The sequence below is a fragment of the Sorangium sp. So ce375 genome (assembly GCF_051473855.1).
Taxonomy (GTDB): Bacteria; Myxococcota_A; Polyangia; order Polyangiales; family Polyangiaceae; genus Sorangium.
This window is the reverse complement of the sequence record NZ_CP150335.1, coordinates 9,151,223-9,168,654: the sequence shown is the minus strand read 5'-3', so window position 1 is coordinate 9,168,654 and position 17,432 is coordinate 9,151,223. Positions and strand designations below refer to the sequence as shown.

The following is a 17,432-nucleotide window of genomic DNA, read 5'->3' as shown; positions in this document are numbered from 1 at the left end:
GCCGGCGTGAATACGGTTAGACTGCCTCTATCGCTTGGTGATGGAAGGAGGCGTGGGTGGAGCATCGGATCACCATCGGCGGAGTCGTGTTCTTCGCCGTGGTCGGCGTCGGTCCGGCTGCGTTCGCCGCTCCTTCTCCGGAGGGCGCCGAGCGCGTGCCGCCTGCGGCGGTCGCGAGCGACACGGCGGCTCCCGCTGCGTCCCGTACGCCGAGCGCCGCGGAGCTCGCGTCCGCGCGGCGCCTCTTCGCCCTCGGCCTCGCCGCCGAGGATGGCGGCCGGTGGGCGGAGGCGCTGGAGACGTACGAGCGCATCAGCAAGATCGTCGTGTCCCCGTCGCTCTGGTATCACCTCGGTGTCTGTCACGAGGCGCTCGGCCATGTCGTCGAGGCGCTCAACGCGTTTGAGCTCGCCGCGTCCGGCGCGACCGCGCGGAAGGAGCTCGCGCTCGCCAGGGAGTCGCGCTCACGCCTCGACAAGCTCCGCGTGAAGACGTCGCAGATCGTCCTGCAGCTGCCCGAGGACGCGACCGGCGTGCGCGTCGAGATCGATGGCGAGCCGATCCACGCCGCGCTCGTCGGCGCGGCCATCCTCGTGAGCCCCGGGGCGCGGCGGGTCGTGGTGGCGGCGGAGAACTACGCGGCGCGGTTCGAGGCGACGGTGCAGGCCGAGACAGGCGCGGTCGTCGAGCTGCAAGCCGAGCTCGGCCGCAGGCGGCCGCTCGCGGTCGTGCGGCCCAGCGCGCCCGTGCGCCAGGCGCCGCACCTCGCGCCCGCGGCGGGCCCGCGCGTCTCGCCGCTGCTCGTCGTGGGGACGGCGGCCGCGCTCGCCGCTGGCGCCGTGGTCACGGGCACCATGGCGTACGACGTGCGGGAGAGCTTCGTGAAGAAGAACGACAACCCTGCCCCGGGCTCGCTGGGCGAGCGGCAGGCGCTGTACAACCGCGGGAAGGCGCTCGGCGTCACGAGCACGGTGCTCACGGGGGCCTTCCTTATCGCGGGCGGCTACGCGGCCTACCTCTTTTGGCCATCGTCCTCCTCACCCGCGGCGCCGTCCGACGCCGCCGGGCGGCGGCTCTCGCCCGCGCCGCGCACCCCTGGCCCGACGGCGGTCGCTCCATGGGTCGGCGCGGACGGCGCCGGGGTCGCCGTGCAGGGAGCGCTGTGAGCCGCGCACCTCGCCCCGGAAAGGGCGTCGTCGCGGCGCTCGCCCTGGCCTGCAGCGGCCTCGGCGCGTGCGCCTTCATCGCGCCGTTCCCCGACGTCGCGGCGGATCCCGTGCTGGCGGGTGAGGCGGGAGGCGGCGGTGGGGCGGGCGGTGGCAGCGAGGCCCCGGAGATCTGCGTCGCCCGGGTCGAGATGGACTGCTACGAGGGGCCGCAGGGCACGCAGGGCGTCGGCCTTTGCGCGGGCGGCGTCGCGACGTGCAACGACGACGGTACGGACATCGGCGCCTGCGTCGGCCAGGTGCTGCCCACGTTCGAGAGCTGCGCCACGCCCGAGGACGAGAACTGCGACGGGCGGGCGTGCACGGGTGATCCCGTCCACAGCGTTGCGCTGGGCGGCGCCGGCGCTCAGCAGGGCCTGGGCATCGCCACCTCCGCCGATGCCGTCGTGGTGGTCGGCTCGGCGTCCGGCAGCACCGATCTCGGCGCGGGCTCCTCTGACGAGCTGGGCGCGCTCGCCGAGCCAGACTCGTTCCTCGTCTCGTTCTCCCGCGACGCCTCCGCGCGCGAGGGGCGGTTCCGGTTCGGCCGCCGCTTCGCGGACAGCGTCGCCCGGGCGGTCGCGCTCGCGCCCGGGGGCGACGTGGTGCTCGCGGGCAGCGCGTCCGGCGACGTCGATTTCGGCGGCGGCGTGCTCAAGGGCTCCGGCCGCCGCGCCGACGTCGTCGTGGCGCGCTTCGACGCGACGGGGGCGCACCAGTTCAGCCGGCGCTTCGGCGACGGCGCCACGCAGCACGCGACCGCCGTCGCCGTGGACGAGGCGGGGAACGCCTTCGTCACCGGCGAGTTCTCGGGCACGCTCGACTTCGGCGAGGGCCGCCAGGGCGAGCGGTTCACCCTGGAGAGCCAGGGCAAGAGCGATGTCTTCCTCGTCAAGCTCGACGCCGCCGGCCACGTCGACTGGGCCAAGCGGTTCGGCGGCGCGGGGGAGCAGGCCGGCACGGGCGTCGCGGTCGACGGCGACGGCGACATCGTCGTGGTCGGCCGGTTCAGCGGGGAGATCGATTTCGGGGGCGAAAAGCCGCTCACCACCGACGCCAAGACCAACCTGTTCGTCGTGAAGCTCGACCCCTCGGGCGACCACGTCTGGAGCAAGGCGGCCGACGCGACGAACACCGCCGAAGCGCTCGGCGTGGCCGTCGACGGCGCGGGCAACATCCTCGTGACCGGCTCGTTCCGGAACGCGGTCTCCCTCGGCGAGTCGCTGCTCACGAGCAATGGAGACAAGGACATCCTCCTCATCCGGCTGGACGAGAACGGCGTCCTTCAGTGGTGCGAGGACTTCGGCGACGACGCGGACCAAGAAGGCGCTTCCGTCGCGGTCGATCTCGCGGGCAACATCCTCCTGACCGGCTCTTTCCTGGGCAGCCTCGATATCGGTCAGGAAGAGCGCTCTGCCACGGGCGCCGCGGACATGTTCGTGGTCAAGCTCGACCCTGCCAGCAACCCGATCTGGTCGCGCTCGTTCGGCGACTCGGGCGAGCAGCAGGGCGCCGCCGTCGCCGTCGATCTCCTCGGCGACAGCTGGGTGACCGGTCGCTTCGACGGCGTCCTGGATTTCGGGGCATCCGCGGCCACGAGCCGGGGCGCCGGCGACGCGTTCCTCGTGCAGATCGGGCCGTGAGCGCCGCTCGCCGGCGGCTCACTCGCCGGCGAGCGGGTAGATCGGCCGGATGTCGATCGGTATCCCCTCGAGGCCGCCGAGCGCCTGCTGCATCGGCGCCGAGACCTCTCCGTACCGGGAGAGGAGCTCGCCGGCGGCCTGCCTGTCGCCGCGGTGCTGCACCATGCAGAGGTCGCGGACGAGGCGGGTGATGGCGGCCTCGAGCTCCGCGGGGTCGACGGTGAAGCGCCGTGTCGCCGGGTCGAAGCGGGCGGCGCGCTCCTCGAGGAACCTGTTGATCTGGAGCGCGGCCCCCTTGCCGTGGGCCTCGGCCACGCCGAAGCGGGTGCTCCTGAAGAGCCCTGCGAAATAAGAGATGAGGAGCTTCTCCCTGAAATCGGCGGCGAAGTCGCCTCGCCGGATCATGAAGAGGACGTTGTAGGCGCCCATCACGTCGGCCTTGGCCTCCTCGAGCGCGGAGTAGGTCGGGCCGAGCGCGAGCCGCACCTCGACGCGCTCGCCGCCCACGCTCGTGAACGCCGGGCCCAGGCTGTGCGAGAGCTCGTGGAAGAGCGTCTCGTTGAAGAACGCGTCGGAGGACAGGTGATCGAGCTGCGCCGGGTCGAGGATGCGCTCGGCGATGGGGCGCATGATCAGCTCGAACTTCGTCTCGATGACGTTGCGGAGCAGGACCTTCTTGGCCCCTTTTTCGGCGCGGACGCGCTCGTCGTTCGGCAGGTTGAACGCGATCGTCTGGACCGATTTGCGGGCATCACCGGCGCTGTACACGAGGTCCACGACCTGGATGGGGCTCTCTCCGCCGCGCGCCGTCTTCACGTCCTCGGGGATGGGCAGGTTGCGCTCCATCTCCGGGAGGAGCTCCTTGTACTTCGAGAGCTTCCGGGAGGCCTCCGGGTCGCTCACCGTGACGAACGACTCGAACGAGGCCTTGAGGCCGAGGAGCTCGTCCTCGTAGGTCTCGTAAGGGCCGATGGTCACCTCGACCCGGCTGTCGAGGTCCATCCAGTCCTTGTCGGATGCATAGTAGTCGTCCGAGCGGAACGCCGCGGCCCGCGACCTCAGGAACCTTCGCAGGCTCTCGCTCGCCGTGAGCGCCGCTGCCTCTGCGAGCAGCGCGCCGGCGGGGCCGAGCCACGCCGCGTAAGCCTGGCTGTAGGGCACGGCGACGAGCCTGCCCTGGTCGCGGCGGATGAGCGTGAACAGGCTCTCGAAAGCCTCCTTGTCGCCCGGGTGCTGCTCGATCCACGCGTGGAGCTCGTCGGCCGAGAGATCTTCCGGGTAGAAGCCGGCGCCGGGCGGATGGGGCTTGTCGATGGCGAAGGGGCGGTGGTGATCCTGCCTGTCCCACGGGCCGCGCATGATGTCGAAGTAGGCGAGCCTGTCCCGCCCCTCCGGGGTGCCGTCCGCGAGGAGCCTCCCGCGGAGCTCCGGGTTCCCGGCGTAGGCTTGCCGATCGAACACGGGATCGAGCTGCCGCGAGGCCTCGATGAGCTTGTCGAGCGCCCTCCTCTCCGACTCGGGCAGATCGCCGACATCCGCGGTGAGCCTGGCCGGCGCGAACTGCTTGACCTTATCAGACAGCAACGGGACCTCCTTGTGGCGGGGGCAGATTCGTGCGCTACGGACTCATCCGCGTCGTTCGGCTCGCTGCGGCGTACTTTTGTACGCCTCACTCGCCATGCCTAGCGGCTGGGTCCGTATCACACGAATCTGCGCCCCGCCGCTATGACGGTTCAGGAGCGGCTCGCCTCGATCGGGTGCGCGTCGCGGTATTCGCGGATGGCCTGGGCTTCGTCGACGGCGTGCTTGAACCCGGTGGCGGTGCGGAAGGCGGTCCCGTCCACGACGACGGGGTACTTGATGTGGGTCAGCGCCGCGCGCGGGAGCTTCGGCAGGCCGAAGCGGCCGAGCGCGTTGCGCAGCACGAACTCGGGGAGGGGCACCGCCACCCTGCCCGCCGCCCGGACGATGAGCGACAGGGGCACGGGCTGCGGGCCTGAGACGTTGTACACGCCGCGGATGCGCTTCTCGAGCGCGAGGCAGATGGCGGTCACGACGTCCTGCTCGTGCATGAACTGGAACAGCGGGTCGAAGCCGAGGACGTACGGAACGCGGGGGCCGCGGAGGAAGTTGGCCAGCGTGCCGTGGCCCGTCGGGCCGAGCGTGTAGCACATGCGGAGCACCGTCGTGCAGAGCTCGGGGGCGCGCCAGAGCGCCGTGCAGGCGTAGAGATCGGCCGCCACGAGGTCGGCGAGCTCGGGGAACGTGGACACCGCCATCGGCGGATCCTCCTCCGTGTGGTAGAGCGGCGACTCGGGGCCGGCGCCGTAGTACGTGTGTCGGCCGACGAAGATCACGTGCTCGACCCCGCAGGCGCGGCTGTTGTCGAAGACGACGCGCGTGCCGCCGAGGTTGATCCGATACCGCTCCTCCGTCTGCTCCACGAGGTGCGTCACGGTCGCCATGTGGATGACGGCGTTGGGCCGGCTCTTGCGGAACACGTCCTCGGCGGCGCGCTTCTGCAGATCCACGTTGTGCATCTCGACGCCGGCCGGGGCGGTCGGCCACGGCCGCCGGTCGATGCCGATCACCTCGTGCCCCTCCTCGAGGAGGCGCGTCGCGACCATGCGGCCGAGCTGGCCCGTGATCCCTGGGATGAGGACCCTCATGCGTGCTCCTTCGATGAGGCGGGTCTGGCCGGCGTGGCGCCGCGCCAGTCCACCGCGAGCTTCCCGCGGCGCCGCTTTCGCCCGGCCTCGATGAGCTCGGCGATCCTCGTCTTCACCTGCTCGACGTGGCCCAGGATCACCTCGTCTTCCTCGGCGCCGGTCCCGGCGAACGTCATCGGCTCGCCGTAGGTGATCTCCAGCTGGACCGGCAGCGGCGCGGGGACGAGGTACGGGGTGATCGGGATGTACGGCACGCCGAAGAGCCGCCCGATCGTGTACGAGTTGGCGATGGTGGGCACCGCCTCGCCGCCGCCGACGAACCCGAAGGGGATGATGGGCGTCCTCGTCTTCATCGCGAGCCGGACGAACCCCGACCCGAAGTGCACGAGCGAGTTGCGCTCGCTGTAGAGCTTGGCGGTGCCGCGCGCCCCCTCGGGGAAGACCATGAGCAGCCGCTCGTCCTCGAGGAGGCGGCTCGCGTGCTCGGGGAGACCGGTGAACTGCCCTGTGCGGCTCGACCAGAGCGAGGTGAAGGGGAGGCGATTGATGAATTTCTCCGCCATCCCCTCGGCCAGGCGCGGAGGATCCATCTCGAAGAACATCGACGCGACCACCATCGCACCGTCGATGGCGACTCCCCCGCAGTGATTGCCGACGAGCATCGCCCGCCCGCGCCCGGGGACGTTCTCCATGCCTGCCACGCCCACCGAGAAGTAATGATGATAGAAGAAGTCCAGGAGGGAGAAGAAGAGACCCAGGTGCTTTCGGGAGATGCCGTAAGGATCGACCCCGAAGCTGTTGAAAGGGATCTCCAGCTGCTGGACGCGTTGGGCAATCGAGTCGCTGACGAGCAGTGTCAAGGGTCACGCTCCGGGAGGCTTGGGCGCCCGGAGGGTACGCGCGATCGGGCGAGGAGCACAACCTCCGCCGGCCCGCGCAGGCGGCGACCGGACTGCGCCGGGCCGGCGCGGGGATCCATGGATCGCGCGCCGGAGCACCGGCCGGAATCGTCGATGATCGATTCTCGAAACATAACGCGCCGCGGCGACGCCTTCGCGGCCGATCTCTGCCGGTTGTGCGCTCGTCGCTGGATCGAGGTGTCGCCATTGAGCAGCCGTGCTGACCGCGGTATGGGGTCGGCCATGTCGATCCGACGCCGCACTCCCGAGCTTTCCGGCCGAACGACCGGAGAACGTCCCTGCGATGCCCGCCGGGAGGTTGCCCCGTGACCGATCTCGTGATCCGCCGGGCGGCGCCCGCCGATGCGACGTTCATCGCGGCGAACAACCGGGCCATGGCGCTCGAGACGGAGGGCAAGGTGCTGGATCCCGCCACCTCCCTCCGCGGCGCCGCCGCGCTGATCGCGGATGATGCCAAAGGGTTCTATCTCGTGGCCGAGCACGCATCCGAGGCGGCTGGGCAGCTGATGGTGACCTACGAATGGAGTGACTGGAGAAACGGCACTTTCTGGTGGATCCAGTCCGTCTATGTGACCCCCGCGCATCGGCGCAGCGGGGTCTTCCGGGCGCTGTATCGGCGAGTTCAGGAGATGGCGGCGGACGCGGGGGACGTATGTGGCATCCGCCTGTACGTGGAGACCGCGAACGTGCGCGCGCAGTCGACCTATGTCGCGCTCGGAATGCAGCGTTCGCACTACGAGCTCTACGAGCTCGATTTTGCCTTCGGCTCGTCCTGAGGCGTCCGGCTCTCCTGGTTCGCGCCAGGGGGGACGACCGCGGCCATCGACGGCCAGGAGCCCTTGACGAGGGCTCGCATCGCGGCCGTCTTCAGCGCGACCTCCCCAGGATCGAGGAAGACGCCGAGGGCCTGGCGGATGTGAGGGAGCGAGCGGATGAGATCGGCCGGCGTCATCGCTTCGGGCGGCGACACGTCGCACCGCTCGCAGGCCTCCTGGATGATCCTTCTGGCGAACGCGGGTGCGAGGCCACAGCACTCGACGACCTGCTCGAAAAGCGAGCGCATGAGCTGGTTCCCCCCGGGGTAACGTCCGACGCGCGGCGCGTCTTTCACTTGGGCGAGCACATACCGCCCTACGACAAGAATAGCCTACCTCCTATATCGCGCTCGTGAGGCGACCACTGACGTTCTGCTGTTTTCCGTGAGCATGTAGGCGACGCCGCGGCGCGTTCAATGTGGGACAACGCGACCTGGCGTCGCTCGATTGGCGCCGAGGTAGCGGGAGCTCGCGGGCGCCGGAGTGTTGGACGTGTCTCCATGGTCGGAGTGTTGGACGAGGCGGTGAAAAGGATCATGGCTCGGCCCTCGGAGCGCCCGCCGGATCCATGCGCAAGCGCCGTCTCGGACTGCCGCTGTCGTGACGTCGTGCGTCACCGCCCCGCTGGGGCGTGCGTCACAGGCCTGATGGTTTGAACGGCGTCCGGGAGGTCGTCCGCGGGGCGCTCCGCTTCGGCTCTGGCGCCTTCGGCGGGGTCTTTGGCGCCGCGCTCTGAACGGTCGATGAGCGGGTGGCCGGCTTCGCCGTCGAGGTCGTGGATCCGCTGGCCGTGCGCGTGTCGGGCCGGCTCGCCCCGGGCTTGGCGGCGGCGGGCGAGGCCGCTCTGGAGCTCGGCCGCGGCGCGGCGCTCGTCGCAGCACGGGCGGCGGTGGACGCAGGGCCTTGTGCGGGCCTGCCGGGTGCGGAGCCGTGGTGGGATCGGCCGGGCGCGGGGGGCTGGGCGGCTTTGGCGGGAGTCGCGCCCTGAGCGGATCCGCCGGCGGTCGCGCCCTGAGCGGATTCGCTGGGGACCGGCGAGCCGGCCGGTACGCCGGGCTGCCCCGGCGCGGCCGTCTGGAGCGGCGCGCCGGCCGCGACGGCCGCGGGGAGGAAGGACGAGATCCGGGAGACAGAGGCGCCCTCCGGCGTGACGCGAGCGGCGGGCTCGCGCTCGCCGGCGGCGAGAAAGGCGCCCGTACCGACCGCGAGCGCGAGCGCGCAGGCGCCGGCGATCACGCGGCGGCGCACGATGTGGTGCCGTCGGGACACGGCCTCGGAGACGACGGCGCCCAGCGCAGGCGCGCTGCCCTCGGCTCCGGAATTGTCGGGCGCCGCCTCGACGCTCCGCTGGGTCAGGGGAGAGCGCTGGCTCAGGGGCAGAGGATCGCTCAACGGCGAGCGCTGGCTCAGCGGCGAGCGCGCCGACCTTGGCGCGGATGCGGGACCGTTCCGCGCGCTGACCGGCGCGGTCAGGCTCTCCGGCGGCCCGCGCAGACCGACCTCCTTGATGAGCGCCTCCACCGCCCGCGGCGACGACACGGCGAGGCCCGTCGTGCTCGCGGCCGCCTCTTCCAGCGCCTCGGCGAACGCCGCCGCGGTCGGGAAGCGGTCGTCGGGGTCGGTGCGCAGCGCGCGCAGGCAGATCCGGTCGAGCGCGGCGGGTACCGATGGCACCACCCCGCGCGGACCCGTGGGCGCGCCCTGGAGGATCTGCGCGAGCAGCGCGCCGTCGTTGTCGGCCTTGAACAGGCGCTCCTCGGTGAGCATCTCCCAGAGCACCACGCCGGCCGAGTACACGTCGCTGCGGCGATCGACGTTCGCGGCCCGGATCTGCTCGGGCGCCATGTACGCGAGCTTGCCCTTGAGCGCGTTGCCCCGCGTCGACACGAGCCTCGTCTCGGCGCGGGCCACGCCAAAGTCCGTGATGCGCGCGATGCCGTCGATGCCGACGAGCACGTTCTGCGGCGAGACGTCGCGGTGCACGAGGTGGAGCGGCTCGCCGTCGCCCCCGGTGAGCTCGTGCGCCGCGTGGAGACCCGCGAGCACGTCGAGGAAGATGCGGAGCACGATCCCGAGCGGGATGGGCCGCTTCGCCCGCGCGCACGTGCGGAGCAAGTTGTGGAGCGACGGACCCTCGATGTACTCCATGACGAGGAACAGCGGGTCCTCGACGAGATCGAACGTCGCGACGACGTTGGGATGGCGGACCCGCGCCGCGAGGCGCGCCTCGTCGAGGAACATCGCGACGAACTCGGGCTCCGCCGCGATGTGCGGGTGCATCATCTTCAGGGCGACGAGGCGCTCGAACCCGCCGGCGCCCAAGGCACGCCCGAGATACACCGTCGCCATGCCGCCTGACGCGATGGCGCGCAAGCTCTCATAGCGGCCCGCGTGCAAGGTCACATGGCGAGACTACACCATGCGTGGTGCATTCTCCACGAGTCCCGCGCTGTTTGCGCGAGCGCGCACCCCTCCCACACGGCCGTGAGAGAAACCGGATTCTGTGTCGATGTGAGACGTCCTACGACCGACCGTCGAGTCCAGGGGATCACATCACCTGTCTGTCAACGATCGGCAACGATCGGCGACGAGCGGCGGCGATCGGCGGCTGTGCCGCCCGCGCTGGGCAGGAGGAAGATGCGCGATCAGCTCACGATCGGCAGCCGCCTGGCCGATCGCCGCGCGCCGCCCTGCTCGCGCTCGCGCAACGCAAGGTCGTGCTCGATGATCGTGAGGGGGTTGTCGTAGGCCGGTAAAGGAAGATCCTGATTCTTTGCATAGACAGGGTGCCTACCGTGCTTCTTGTACCACTCGGCCACCGTGGCGTTGGCCTTCATCTTCTCGAGGATGTTCCGCCATCCAGCCCCGGTGTTGTACGCACAGAAGCTGATCTCGCCGAGCTGCGTTCCGTACGGAATGATGCACATCTCGGTACGGCGGAAATCGTAATTGAACAGATCCTGGAACCACATGCCCGCGACGAACAGCACCCGCCACTCGTACTCGCGGGCGTCCCCCTCGCCGGCGTGCGCGGCGCCCGTCTGGCTCATGAACTGCTTCACGAGCGTCGCGAGGTGGAAGCCGGGCGGCGCCTTCTCGGGTTGGTAATGGCGCAGCAGCGCGGCGACGACCTGCGCCCTCGTGAGGGTGCGGCCGCGCCCGGCGTCGAAGATCGCGCGCAGGTCGGAGAGCAGCCCTTCGACATCGATGAAGTCGAGCAGCGGGACCATCTGCTTCGTCTTCTTGTGGACGAACAGCACCGTGCCGATCCCGCAGTTCGGGTGGCAGCCGCAGTTGATCTGCCCCCAGTCCTTGTCGGGGCCGTCGAGGAGGTCGGTCACGTTGCCGAAGGGGCTGAGCGCCGACAGGGGGAACCAGTCGCGGAGCGGGTCGGTCACGCCGGTCTGCCGGGCGACGTCGTGCGCGAGGTGGCTCAGCGTGTAGCGCTGCTTCTCGCGCAGCTCGTCCGAGATGTCCTCGTCGCGGCCGGTGAAGCTGACCGGCTGGAAGCTGACGACCGTGATCTTGTCGGCGTTCTGGACGGCGAAGTCGATGATGGGCCCCACCTGATCGTTGTTCACGCCGTTGACGATCGTCACGACAAGGATGACGTCGATCCCGGCGGCCGAGAGCTCCTCGATCGCCCGCAGCTTCACGTCGTAGAGGTTCCCGATCTTCCGGTGGCCGTTCGCGGCGTTCGTGACCCCGTCGAACTGCAGGTACGCCATCCGGAGTCCCGCCTCCCTGGCCTTTCTGGCGAAGCCCGGCTCGTCCGCGAAGCGGATGCCGTTCGTCGCACACTGCACCGCGAAGTACCCCTTCTTGCGCGCGTACCGGATCGCGTCGAGGAAGTGCGGGCTCAGCGTCGGCTCGCCGCCGGAGAACTGGATCGACATCTGACGGCGGGGGCGCACGTCCGCCGCGTCGTCCAGGATGCGCGTGATCTCCTCCCAGGAGAGCTCGTGTACGTAGCCGACCTGATTGGCATCCATGAAGCACGGGTCGCACATCATGTTGCAGCGGTTCGTCAGGTCGACCGTGAGCACCGCGCCGCGACCGTAGCGGATGGTGCTCGAGCCGTGGTCGTGGATCCTGTCCTTCGTCATCTCGACGTCGCGGCCGCCGAAGAGGCGCTCGATCCGGGCGAGGAACGCCGGATCAATCGAGATCGTGTCCGAGAAGGAGCCGTGCTTCGGGCACGTCTTTTCCATCACCACGCGTCCGTCGCGCGCGACGATGCTGGCGCGGATCTCCCCGGGCTTGTCCGTGATGAGCTTGGTCCAGTCCGCCCTGCCACTCAGGATCTCGGCGCGCGCCTCCTTGACGCAGCGCGGGCACAGGCTGTCCGTCTCTCGAGGCCAGCCGAGCGGGGGCTTCGTGCGCTCGCCGCCCCTCGGGATCGGCTTGTCGCTCCACTTCGGGTGAAACGGCCTGGGCTCGCCGCCGAGGCGGCTCAGTCGCTGCAAGACCAGCCACGCCTTGTCGGCGGAGACCGTGATGGCCTTTTCCAGTGTCCGTACCAGGTCGATCAAGCGTCACCTCTCTCACAGCCGCATTTCGCGGCTGCACGGTAGGTGGACCTAGCGCGTGCTTCCATCAAATTCCAGGCTGTCACGCGGCGCTGACGCGGCGTTGACGCGGCTTGGCCTGGGGCGTGACAGCGGGCCGTCGATCGCGGGATAGTGCGGCGGAGCGAATGCGACTCCTCCCTGGAACCCCCCGCGCCCTGGGCCTCGCCGCGGCGCTCGCGGCCACCGTGATGGCGGGCCCGGCGGCGCCTCAGCCGGTCGCGCGGAGCGCGCGGGCGCCCCAGCCCGCGGAGGACGGCGGGAAGGCGCCCGCTGGGGCCGAGGCCGGCGCGACGCCGCTGCGCGGCAGCCTGGGCGTGCCCGTCGGCGAGCGGCTCCTCTCGTCGAGCGACCCGGCGGCGCGGCTCCGCGGCGTCGAGCGGCTCGGGGCGATCGGCACCGAGGAGGCGGTGAGCGCGCTGCTCGCCGCGCTCGAACAGCACGGCCCGGGGGCGCGCGATGCCAGGACGCGCCTCGCGGTGGTGCGGGCGCTCGCGCCGCACGCGCAGCGCGACAGCGTGCGGCAGCTGCTCGCGCGCGAGCTTTCGGAGAGCGCGCCCGCGCGCGGCGCCGCCTCGCCGCTCGGCGAGGTGCTGCGCGGCACGGCCGCCCTCGCGCTCGCGCGCACCGGCGAGCGGCGCGCGCTCGGCGTGCTCGTGAACGCGATCGTGCAGGGCGGCGCCGCGGGCGAGGCCGCCGCGCGCGCGATCAAGGCGCACCCGCCCGCGTCGCTCCAGCTCCTGCTCGGCAGCCGCAAGCGGCTCGAGCCAGCGCTCGTGAGCTTCCTCGGCGATCTCGGCGATCTCCGGGCGATCGCGGCGCTCAGGCCGATGCTCGAGGGCAAGGACAGGGCGGCGCAGGTGGCCGCGGCGCGCGCCCTCGCGCGCCTCGGCGACGAGGCGGCGCTGGCGAAGGCCCGCGCGTGGCTCCGCAAGCCAGAGCCGGGGCTCTTCGAGGCGACCGCGGAGATCCTCGTCTACCTCGGCGCGCCGGAGGCCCCGGACGCCGTGGCCGCGCTGCTCGGATCCGAGCTCGGGCGGATCGAGGGGCTCAGGCTGGCGGAGCTCGCGCCGGCCGAGCGGCTCGTGCCCGCGCTCGCGCGCGCGCTCCCGCTGCTCCCGGACGACGCGCGGCCCCGCGCCGTCGCGGCGATCGGCCGCGCGGGCGGCGCGGAGGCGGCGCGGCAGCTGCGGCGGCTCTCGACCGAGCGCCCAGAGCTCGCGACGTCGGCCGCGTTCGCGCTGGCGACGATGCCGGGGGCCGAGGCGCGGGCCGCGGTCGCGGAGCTCTTCGAGGGCCCGCGCGCGGCGAAGGACGCGGACCTCCGCAGGCTCGGCCTGCGCGCCGGCGTGGTCCGCGCGCTCGTGCTGCGCGACGCGCCCGAGGCGCTCGAGGAGCGGCTGCTCGCCGCGCTCGCCGGGCCCAAGGGGTCGAGCGATCGCGCCGTCGGGGTGTTCGGCGCCGTGGCGCTCGGCCTCCGCGACGCGGGCGACGTCGTCGGCGCCTGTGCTCCGTCCTCCTGCGATCGCGCGGCGGTCCACGCGGCGGCGCGCGGCGCGCTCGCTCGGGGAGAGCGCGCCCTCGCGGCGCTCGCGCCGCTCTTCGCGGCGCTCGCGGCGCCGAGCGCCGCGTCGCCGCCCGGCGCCGCGAGCGCCGCGAAGAGCGGCGACGAGGCGCCCGACGCGGCGGCGATCTCCGCCGGCGTCGCGCTGCTCGCGGAGCCCGGGGGCGGGGCGATCGCGACGTCGCGGCTCGCCGCCCTCGCAGAGGCGGGCGGCCCGCTGTCGCCGCTCGCGGCCCGCGCGCTCGCGGCCCGCGACGACGAGGTGATCCGCGGCAGGATCGAGCGGCTGCTCGAGGGGAGCGATCCCGTCGTGCGCGCGCACGTCGCGCTCGGCCTCGGGAGCGATCCGATGCCCGACAGCGTCTCCCTCCTCGCCCGCGCTTACCGCTTCGAGGACGACCCCGCGGTGCGCCGCGCGATCGTCCGCGGCCTGTCCCGGCGCACCGAGGTGCAGCGCAGGCAGGTCCTCGTCGCGGCGCGGGATCTCGATCCGGACGAAGGCGTGCGCGCGCTCGCGCGGGCCGCCCTCTCCGGCGCGGACGCGCGGTCGCTCGATCTGCCGCGCTCCGCGCTGGCGACGGGCGTCGTGTGGGTGGCCATCGTCCCGAACGACCGGAGCGCGTCCGGGAGCGCTTCCTCGCGTCCGGCGCGGCTCGTCCGGCCGGATGGGCTGGCGGTCCCCGTCGTGGCCGATCCCGACGGCGTGCTCCTCGTGCCGGCGGTGCCGCCCGGCGCGAGCGCCGTCCTGCTTGCGCCGGCCGCACCCCCGGGGGACTCTGGCTCATGACGACGATGAGCAACGCGACGGACGAGGGCGGCACGGGCGTGGAATCACGCGTCGAATCACGCGTCGACCCGAGCGCGGAGCCCCGCGCCGCCGGGGCTCCGCCCGTGACCGAGGCCGACCGCGCTCCGCGGAGCGGCGACGCGGGCGCCGGCGCGATGTCGTTCGAGGAGTCGACGCGCCGCCTCGCGAAGATCGTGGCGGAGCTCGAGGGCGGCGATCTGCCGCTCGAGCGCGCGCTCTCGCTCTTCGAGGAGGGCATTCGCCTGTCGCGCTCGGCGCAGGAGCGCCTCGATCGCGCGGAGAAGCGCGTGGAGGAGCTGCTCGGGATGGACGCCGACGGGCGCCCGGTGACGCGCGAGTTCGAGAGCTGAGCGGAAGAGGTGACATGAGGACGGCAGCGGCGCTGATCATCGGAAACGAGCTGCTCAGCGGGAAGATCGCTGACGAGAACCTGTTCGTGCTCGCGGGCACCCTGCGCGCGCTCGGCGTCAAGCTCGAGCGGGCGGTCATGGTGCTCGACGAGCTCGAGGTGATCGCCGCCGAGGTGCGGGCGCTCGCGGCGTCGCACGACTGGGTCTTCACGAGCGGCGGCGTGGGCCCGACGCACGACGACCTGACGATCGCGGGCGTCGCGCGCGCGTTCGGCGTGCCGGTGGTCAGCGCGCCCAACATCGAGAGCCTCCTGCGCGAGCACTACGGCGATCGGCTCACCGAGGGGCACCTGCTCATGGCCCGCATCCCGGAGGGCGCGCGGCTCGTGACCGGCGGCAGCGCCGCGTGGCCCGGCGTGGTGATGCGCAACGTGTGGATGCTGCCCGGCGTGCCGCAGATCTTCCGGGCGAAGCAGGCGCTCATCCAGGCGGAGCTCTCCGGCGGGGCGCCGTTCGTCTCGCTCGCGGTGTTCACCACCCTCGACGAGGGGCAGCTCAAGCCCATGCTCGACCGCGTGGTCGAGGCCCACCGCGACGTCGACATCGGCTCGTATCCGAGGTGGTCCGGCGTCGACTACCGCACGAAGCTCACGTTCGACGGCCTGGTCGAGGCGAGGGTGCGCGCGGCGCGCGACGCCTTCGCCGAGAGCCTCCCCGCGGAGACGATCGTCCGCGTCGAGTGACGCGCGTCTCCCGTCGTGTTCTGAGCGAGCGCGCGAGGGCCTGGCGGCCGCCACCCTCCGCCGCCGCTCCGCCGCCTCGCCGGCGCGCGCGTCCCCGCGGCGCCGCGCGCCGGTCGGCGGGCCCGCCGCGTGCTTGTCGCTCGCGCATGAGCCCGTGGAAGCGCACCGCCCTCCTCTCCGATCACCTCTCCGAGACGTGCCCCGACGACCCTGCGGCGCTGGCCGCCTTCATCGGCCCGCGGGAGCGAGCGCTCGAGGAGGGGATCTGGTCGCTCGGCGACGCCGACCTGCTCGCGATCGTGCTCGGCACCGGGCTGGTCGGCACCCCCGTGACGCTCGTCTCCGCCGCGCTCCTCTCGCGCTTCGCCGGGCTGGAGGGGCTGGCGCGGCTCGGCCCGCACGCGCTCGCCGAGCACCCCGGCCTCGGGCTCGCCAAGGCGCTCCGCATCGCCGCGTCGCTCGAGCTCGGGCGGCGCGCCTTCGAGCGCGCGGTGCGCCCCCGGCCTCCGGTGCGGACCTCGGCCTCGATCGCGGCGTGGTGCGCGGCGCAGCTCGGCCCGCTCGATCACGAGCAGATGTGGGTGATCTCGCTCGACGGCCGCAACGGGATGAGGGGAGCGCGCAGGGTGGCGCAGGGCGGGCTCCACGGGTGCTCGGTCGCGGCGAGGGACATCCTGCGCGCCGCGCTCTCGGACGCGGCCTCGGCGTTCGTGCTCGTGCACAACCACCCGAGCGGCGACTCGGCGCCGTCGCCCGAGGACGTGGCCATGACCAACGCGGTCGCCGCCGCCGGCGAGGTGATCGGCGTGCCGCTCGTCGACCATGTCATCCTCGCGCCGGACGGCCACTACTCCTCGCTGCTCGACCTCGGGATGATCGGGCCCGGCGACGCGCCGCGCGGCGCCGCCGAGCGGCCGCGCCCCTGACGCGGCGCCCGCGCCGAGATCAGGCGCGCCGGCTGACCAGGAGGCCGTGCCGCTCTCCGCCGGGCGCCGCTCCCGTGCCGGGCACGCTCGCGAACCGCAGCGTCGCGCCGCCCCAGTCGACCGACGGGCTCCCCTTGAGCAGCGAGGCATAGAGCGCGCTCGCCTGCGTCATCGGGCAGCCGATCGCCTCGCGCACGAGCGTGAGCGACGCGGCCGTCGCGTAGCTGACCGGCGCCTGCCGGCCGTCCTCGCCGATCACCGTGACCTTGAAGACGTCGTCCTCGGCGCGCCCGGCGCGGTCCGGATCGGTCAGCGCGAGGTGCAGCGCCTCGATCGCGTAGCTACCGGCGCCTGCGCTCGCGTCGAGCGTCACGTAGAGCTCGAGGAGCGGCGCCGTGTAGCGGACGACCTGCCGCGCCGCTGCTCGTCCACCCGGCGCGAGCGTCGCCAGCGCCTCACGGCGCCTGAGCTGGGCCTCCACGACGAGCGCCGACCGCGCGAGCTCGCGCTCCGTCTTGCCGAGCAGCCGGCGCGCGCGCATCTCGGCGAGCGCGCGCTGCAGCACCTCGCGGTTCCTCGCCGCCTGCTCGTGGCTCCGCTCGCGCGCGAGCAGCGCCTCGAGCTCGCCGAGCGCTCGCTCGTGCTCCCCGATCGACGCGAGCGCGTCGGCGAGCGTGAGCCGCGCGTCGGTGAACGAAGGCGCGCGCCTCACCGCCTCGCGGTAGGCCGCGATGGCGGGCGCGATCTCCCGCCGCGCCTCGTGCGCGAGCCCGAGCGCGAAGGCCGCCCGCGCGTCCTCCGGCGCCGCCTCGCACGCCCGCGAGAGCCAGCGCGCCGCCTCGTCATAGAGGCGCTGGTCATAGAGCACCACCCCGAGCTCGCGCAGCGCCCGCGGGTCGGGCGGATCGTTCGCGGCGCCCTGCCGGAGCTCCGCGGCCGCCTCGTCGAGCCGGCCGAGGCGGACCAGCGCGCGGGCGTAGGCGAGGCGCGCCTCGATGTCGCCTCCGCCCCGTTCCACCACGCGCGCGAGCGCCCTCGCAGCGTCCGCCCAGCGGTCCTCCGCCGCGTACGCCGCCCCGAGCGCGAGCCACGCCCCCGCGTCGTCCGGCGCGCCCGCGACGTGCCCCTCGAGCCCGGCGATGCCGCCCGCCATGTCTCCGCGGCTCAGCAGATCGAGCGCGCGCGATCGCTGCGCTCCGGACGACGTCATGGCGGCAGCGT

General features: G+C 72.7%; 14 protein-coding genes. 7 read left to right on the top strand and 7 right to left on the bottom strand.

The window, feature by feature from the left end; translation table 11 throughout:
- The first annotated feature begins 56 nt into the window (after positions 1-56).
- Together WME90_RS34120 and WME90_RS34115 are read left to right on the top strand one after the other, a co-directional pair.
- Positions 57-1,166 (top strand): hypothetical protein, encoded by a 1,110-nt coding sequence (locus tag WME90_RS34120; RefSeq protein ID WP_437276232.1) that lies wholly within the window; start codon positions 57-59, stop codon positions 1,164-1,166.
- Positions 1,163-2,848, top strand: a complete 1,686-nt coding sequence (locus WME90_RS34115; RefSeq protein ID WP_437276231.1) for a hypothetical protein — start codon at positions 1,163-1,165, stop codon at positions 2,846-2,848. Before WME90_RS34120 ends, WME90_RS34115 begins: the two co-directional genes overlap by 4 nt.
- 18 nt (positions 2,849-2,866) lie before the next feature.
- Here WME90_RS34115 and WME90_RS34110 read toward each other — a convergent pair whose 3' ends face one another.
- From WME90_RS34110 to WME90_RS34100, 3 genes are all read right to left on the bottom strand, one after another.
- Positions 2,867-4,432 (bottom strand): dipeptidyl-peptidase 3 family protein, encoded by a 1,566-nt coding sequence (locus tag WME90_RS34110; protein ID WP_437276230.1) that lies wholly within the window; start codon positions 4,430-4,432, stop codon positions 2,867-2,869.
- A 149-nt stretch (positions 4,433-4,581) separates the two neighbouring features.
- Positions 4,582-5,517: an SDR family oxidoreductase gene (locus WME90_RS34105; RefSeq protein WP_437276229.1), complete on the bottom strand. Its 936-nt coding sequence runs from the start codon at positions 5,515-5,517 to the stop codon at positions 4,582-4,584.
- Complete coding sequence (locus WME90_RS34100; protein WP_437276228.1) at positions 5,514-6,377, bottom strand: lysophospholipid acyltransferase family protein; 864 nt, start codon at positions 6,375-6,377, stop codon at positions 5,514-5,516. Before WME90_RS34100 ends, WME90_RS34105 begins: the two co-directional genes overlap by 4 nt.
- A gap of 365 nt (positions 6,378-6,742) precedes the next feature.
- Between WME90_RS34100 and WME90_RS34095 the strand changes: the two genes are divergently transcribed.
- On the top strand, positions 6,743-7,213 hold the full coding sequence (locus WME90_RS34095) for a GNAT family N-acetyltransferase (RefSeq protein WP_437276227.1): 471 nt from the start codon (positions 6,743-6,745) through the stop codon (positions 7,211-7,213).
- On the opposite strand, the gene WME90_RS34090 is transcribed toward WME90_RS34095, so the two are convergent.
- The 3 genes from WME90_RS34090 to WME90_RS34080 all read right to left on the bottom strand — a co-directional run bounded on the left by WME90_RS34090 (position 7,180) and on the right by WME90_RS34080 (position 11,784).
- Positions 7,180-7,500 carry a hypothetical protein gene (locus tag WME90_RS34090; RefSeq protein ID WP_437276226.1) on the bottom strand — a complete coding sequence of 107 codons (321 nt, stop codon included), beginning with the start codon at positions 7,498-7,500 and terminating at the stop codon, positions 7,180-7,182. The two genes, WME90_RS34095 and WME90_RS34090, sit on opposite strands and share 34 nt — an antisense overlap.
- A gap of 388 nt (positions 7,501-7,888) precedes the next feature.
- The gene (locus WME90_RS34085; protein ID WP_437276225.1) at positions 7,889-9,655 is read right to left on the bottom strand and encodes a protein kinase domain-containing protein; all 1,767 of its coding nucleotides are present in this window, start codon (positions 9,653-9,655) and stop codon (positions 7,889-7,891) included.
- A 242-nt stretch (positions 9,656-9,897) separates the two neighbouring features.
- Complete coding sequence (locus WME90_RS34080; protein ID WP_437276224.1) at positions 9,898-11,784, bottom strand: radical SAM protein; 1,887 nt, start codon at positions 11,782-11,784, stop codon at positions 9,898-9,900.
- A 164-nt stretch (positions 11,785-11,948) separates the two neighbouring features.
- Between WME90_RS34080 and WME90_RS34075 the strand changes: the two genes are divergently transcribed.
- The 4 genes from WME90_RS34075 (at position 11,949) to WME90_RS34060 (ending at position 16,211) form a co-directional block, all read left to right on the top strand.
- On the top strand, positions 11,949-14,171 hold the full coding sequence (locus WME90_RS34075; RefSeq protein ID WP_437276223.1) for a HEAT repeat domain-containing protein: 2,223 nt from the start codon (positions 11,949-11,951) through the stop codon (positions 14,169-14,171).
- Positions 14,168-14,542, top strand: coding sequence for an exodeoxyribonuclease VII small subunit (xseB, locus tag WME90_RS34070; RefSeq protein WP_437276222.1), 375 nt, complete (start codon positions 14,168-14,170; stop codon positions 14,540-14,542). The genes WME90_RS34075 and xseB overlap by 4 nt, the downstream gene beginning before the upstream one ends.
- Positions 14,543-14,556: 14 nt before the next feature.
- Positions 14,557-15,285: a competence/damage-inducible protein A gene (locus WME90_RS34065; protein ID WP_437276221.1), complete on the top strand. Its 729-nt coding sequence runs from the start codon at positions 14,557-14,559 to the stop codon at positions 15,283-15,285.
- Between the two features lie 146 nt (positions 15,286-15,431).
- Complete coding sequence (locus WME90_RS34060; protein WP_437276220.1) at positions 15,432-16,211, top strand: JAB domain-containing protein; 780 nt, start codon at positions 15,432-15,434, stop codon at positions 16,209-16,211.
- Between the two features lie 19 nt (positions 16,212-16,230).
- On the opposite strand, the gene WME90_RS34055 is transcribed toward WME90_RS34060, so the two are convergent.
- Positions 16,231-17,421 (bottom strand): tetratricopeptide repeat protein, encoded by a 1,191-nt coding sequence (locus WME90_RS34055; protein ID WP_437276219.1) that lies wholly within the window; start codon positions 17,419-17,421, stop codon positions 16,231-16,233.
- Positions 17,422-17,432 lie beyond the last annotated feature (11 nt).

What these genes read in the sequence shown, in the direction of transcription:
- WME90_RS34060 (WP_437276220.1), top strand. Translation starts at nt 15,432, where the DNA reads ATGAGCCCGTGGAAGCGCACCGCCCTCCTCTCCGATCACCTCTCCGAG.
- WME90_RS34055 (WP_437276219.1), bottom strand. Translation starts at nt 17,421, where the DNA reads ATGACGTCGTCCGGAGCGCAGCGATCGCGCGCGCTCGATCTGCTGAGC.
- WME90_RS34065 (WP_437276221.1), top strand. Translation starts at nt 14,557, where the DNA reads ATGAGGACGGCAGCGGCGCTGATCATCGGAAACGAGCTGCTCAGCGGG.
- xseB (WP_437276222.1), top strand. Translation starts at nt 14,168, where the DNA reads ATGACGACGATGAGCAACGCGACGGACGAGGGCGGCACGGGCGTGGAA.
- WME90_RS34090 (WP_437276226.1), bottom strand. Translation starts at nt 7,500, where the DNA reads ATGCGCTCGCTTTTCGAGCAGGTCGTCGAGTGCTGTGGCCTCGCACCC.
- WME90_RS34105 (WP_437276229.1), bottom strand. Translation starts at nt 5,517, where the DNA reads ATGAGGGTCCTCATCCCAGGGATCACGGGCCAGCTCGGCCGCATGGTC.
- WME90_RS34075 (WP_437276223.1), top strand. Translation starts at nt 11,949, where the DNA reads ATGCGACTCCTCCCTGGAACCCCCCGCGCCCTGGGCCTCGCCGCGGCG.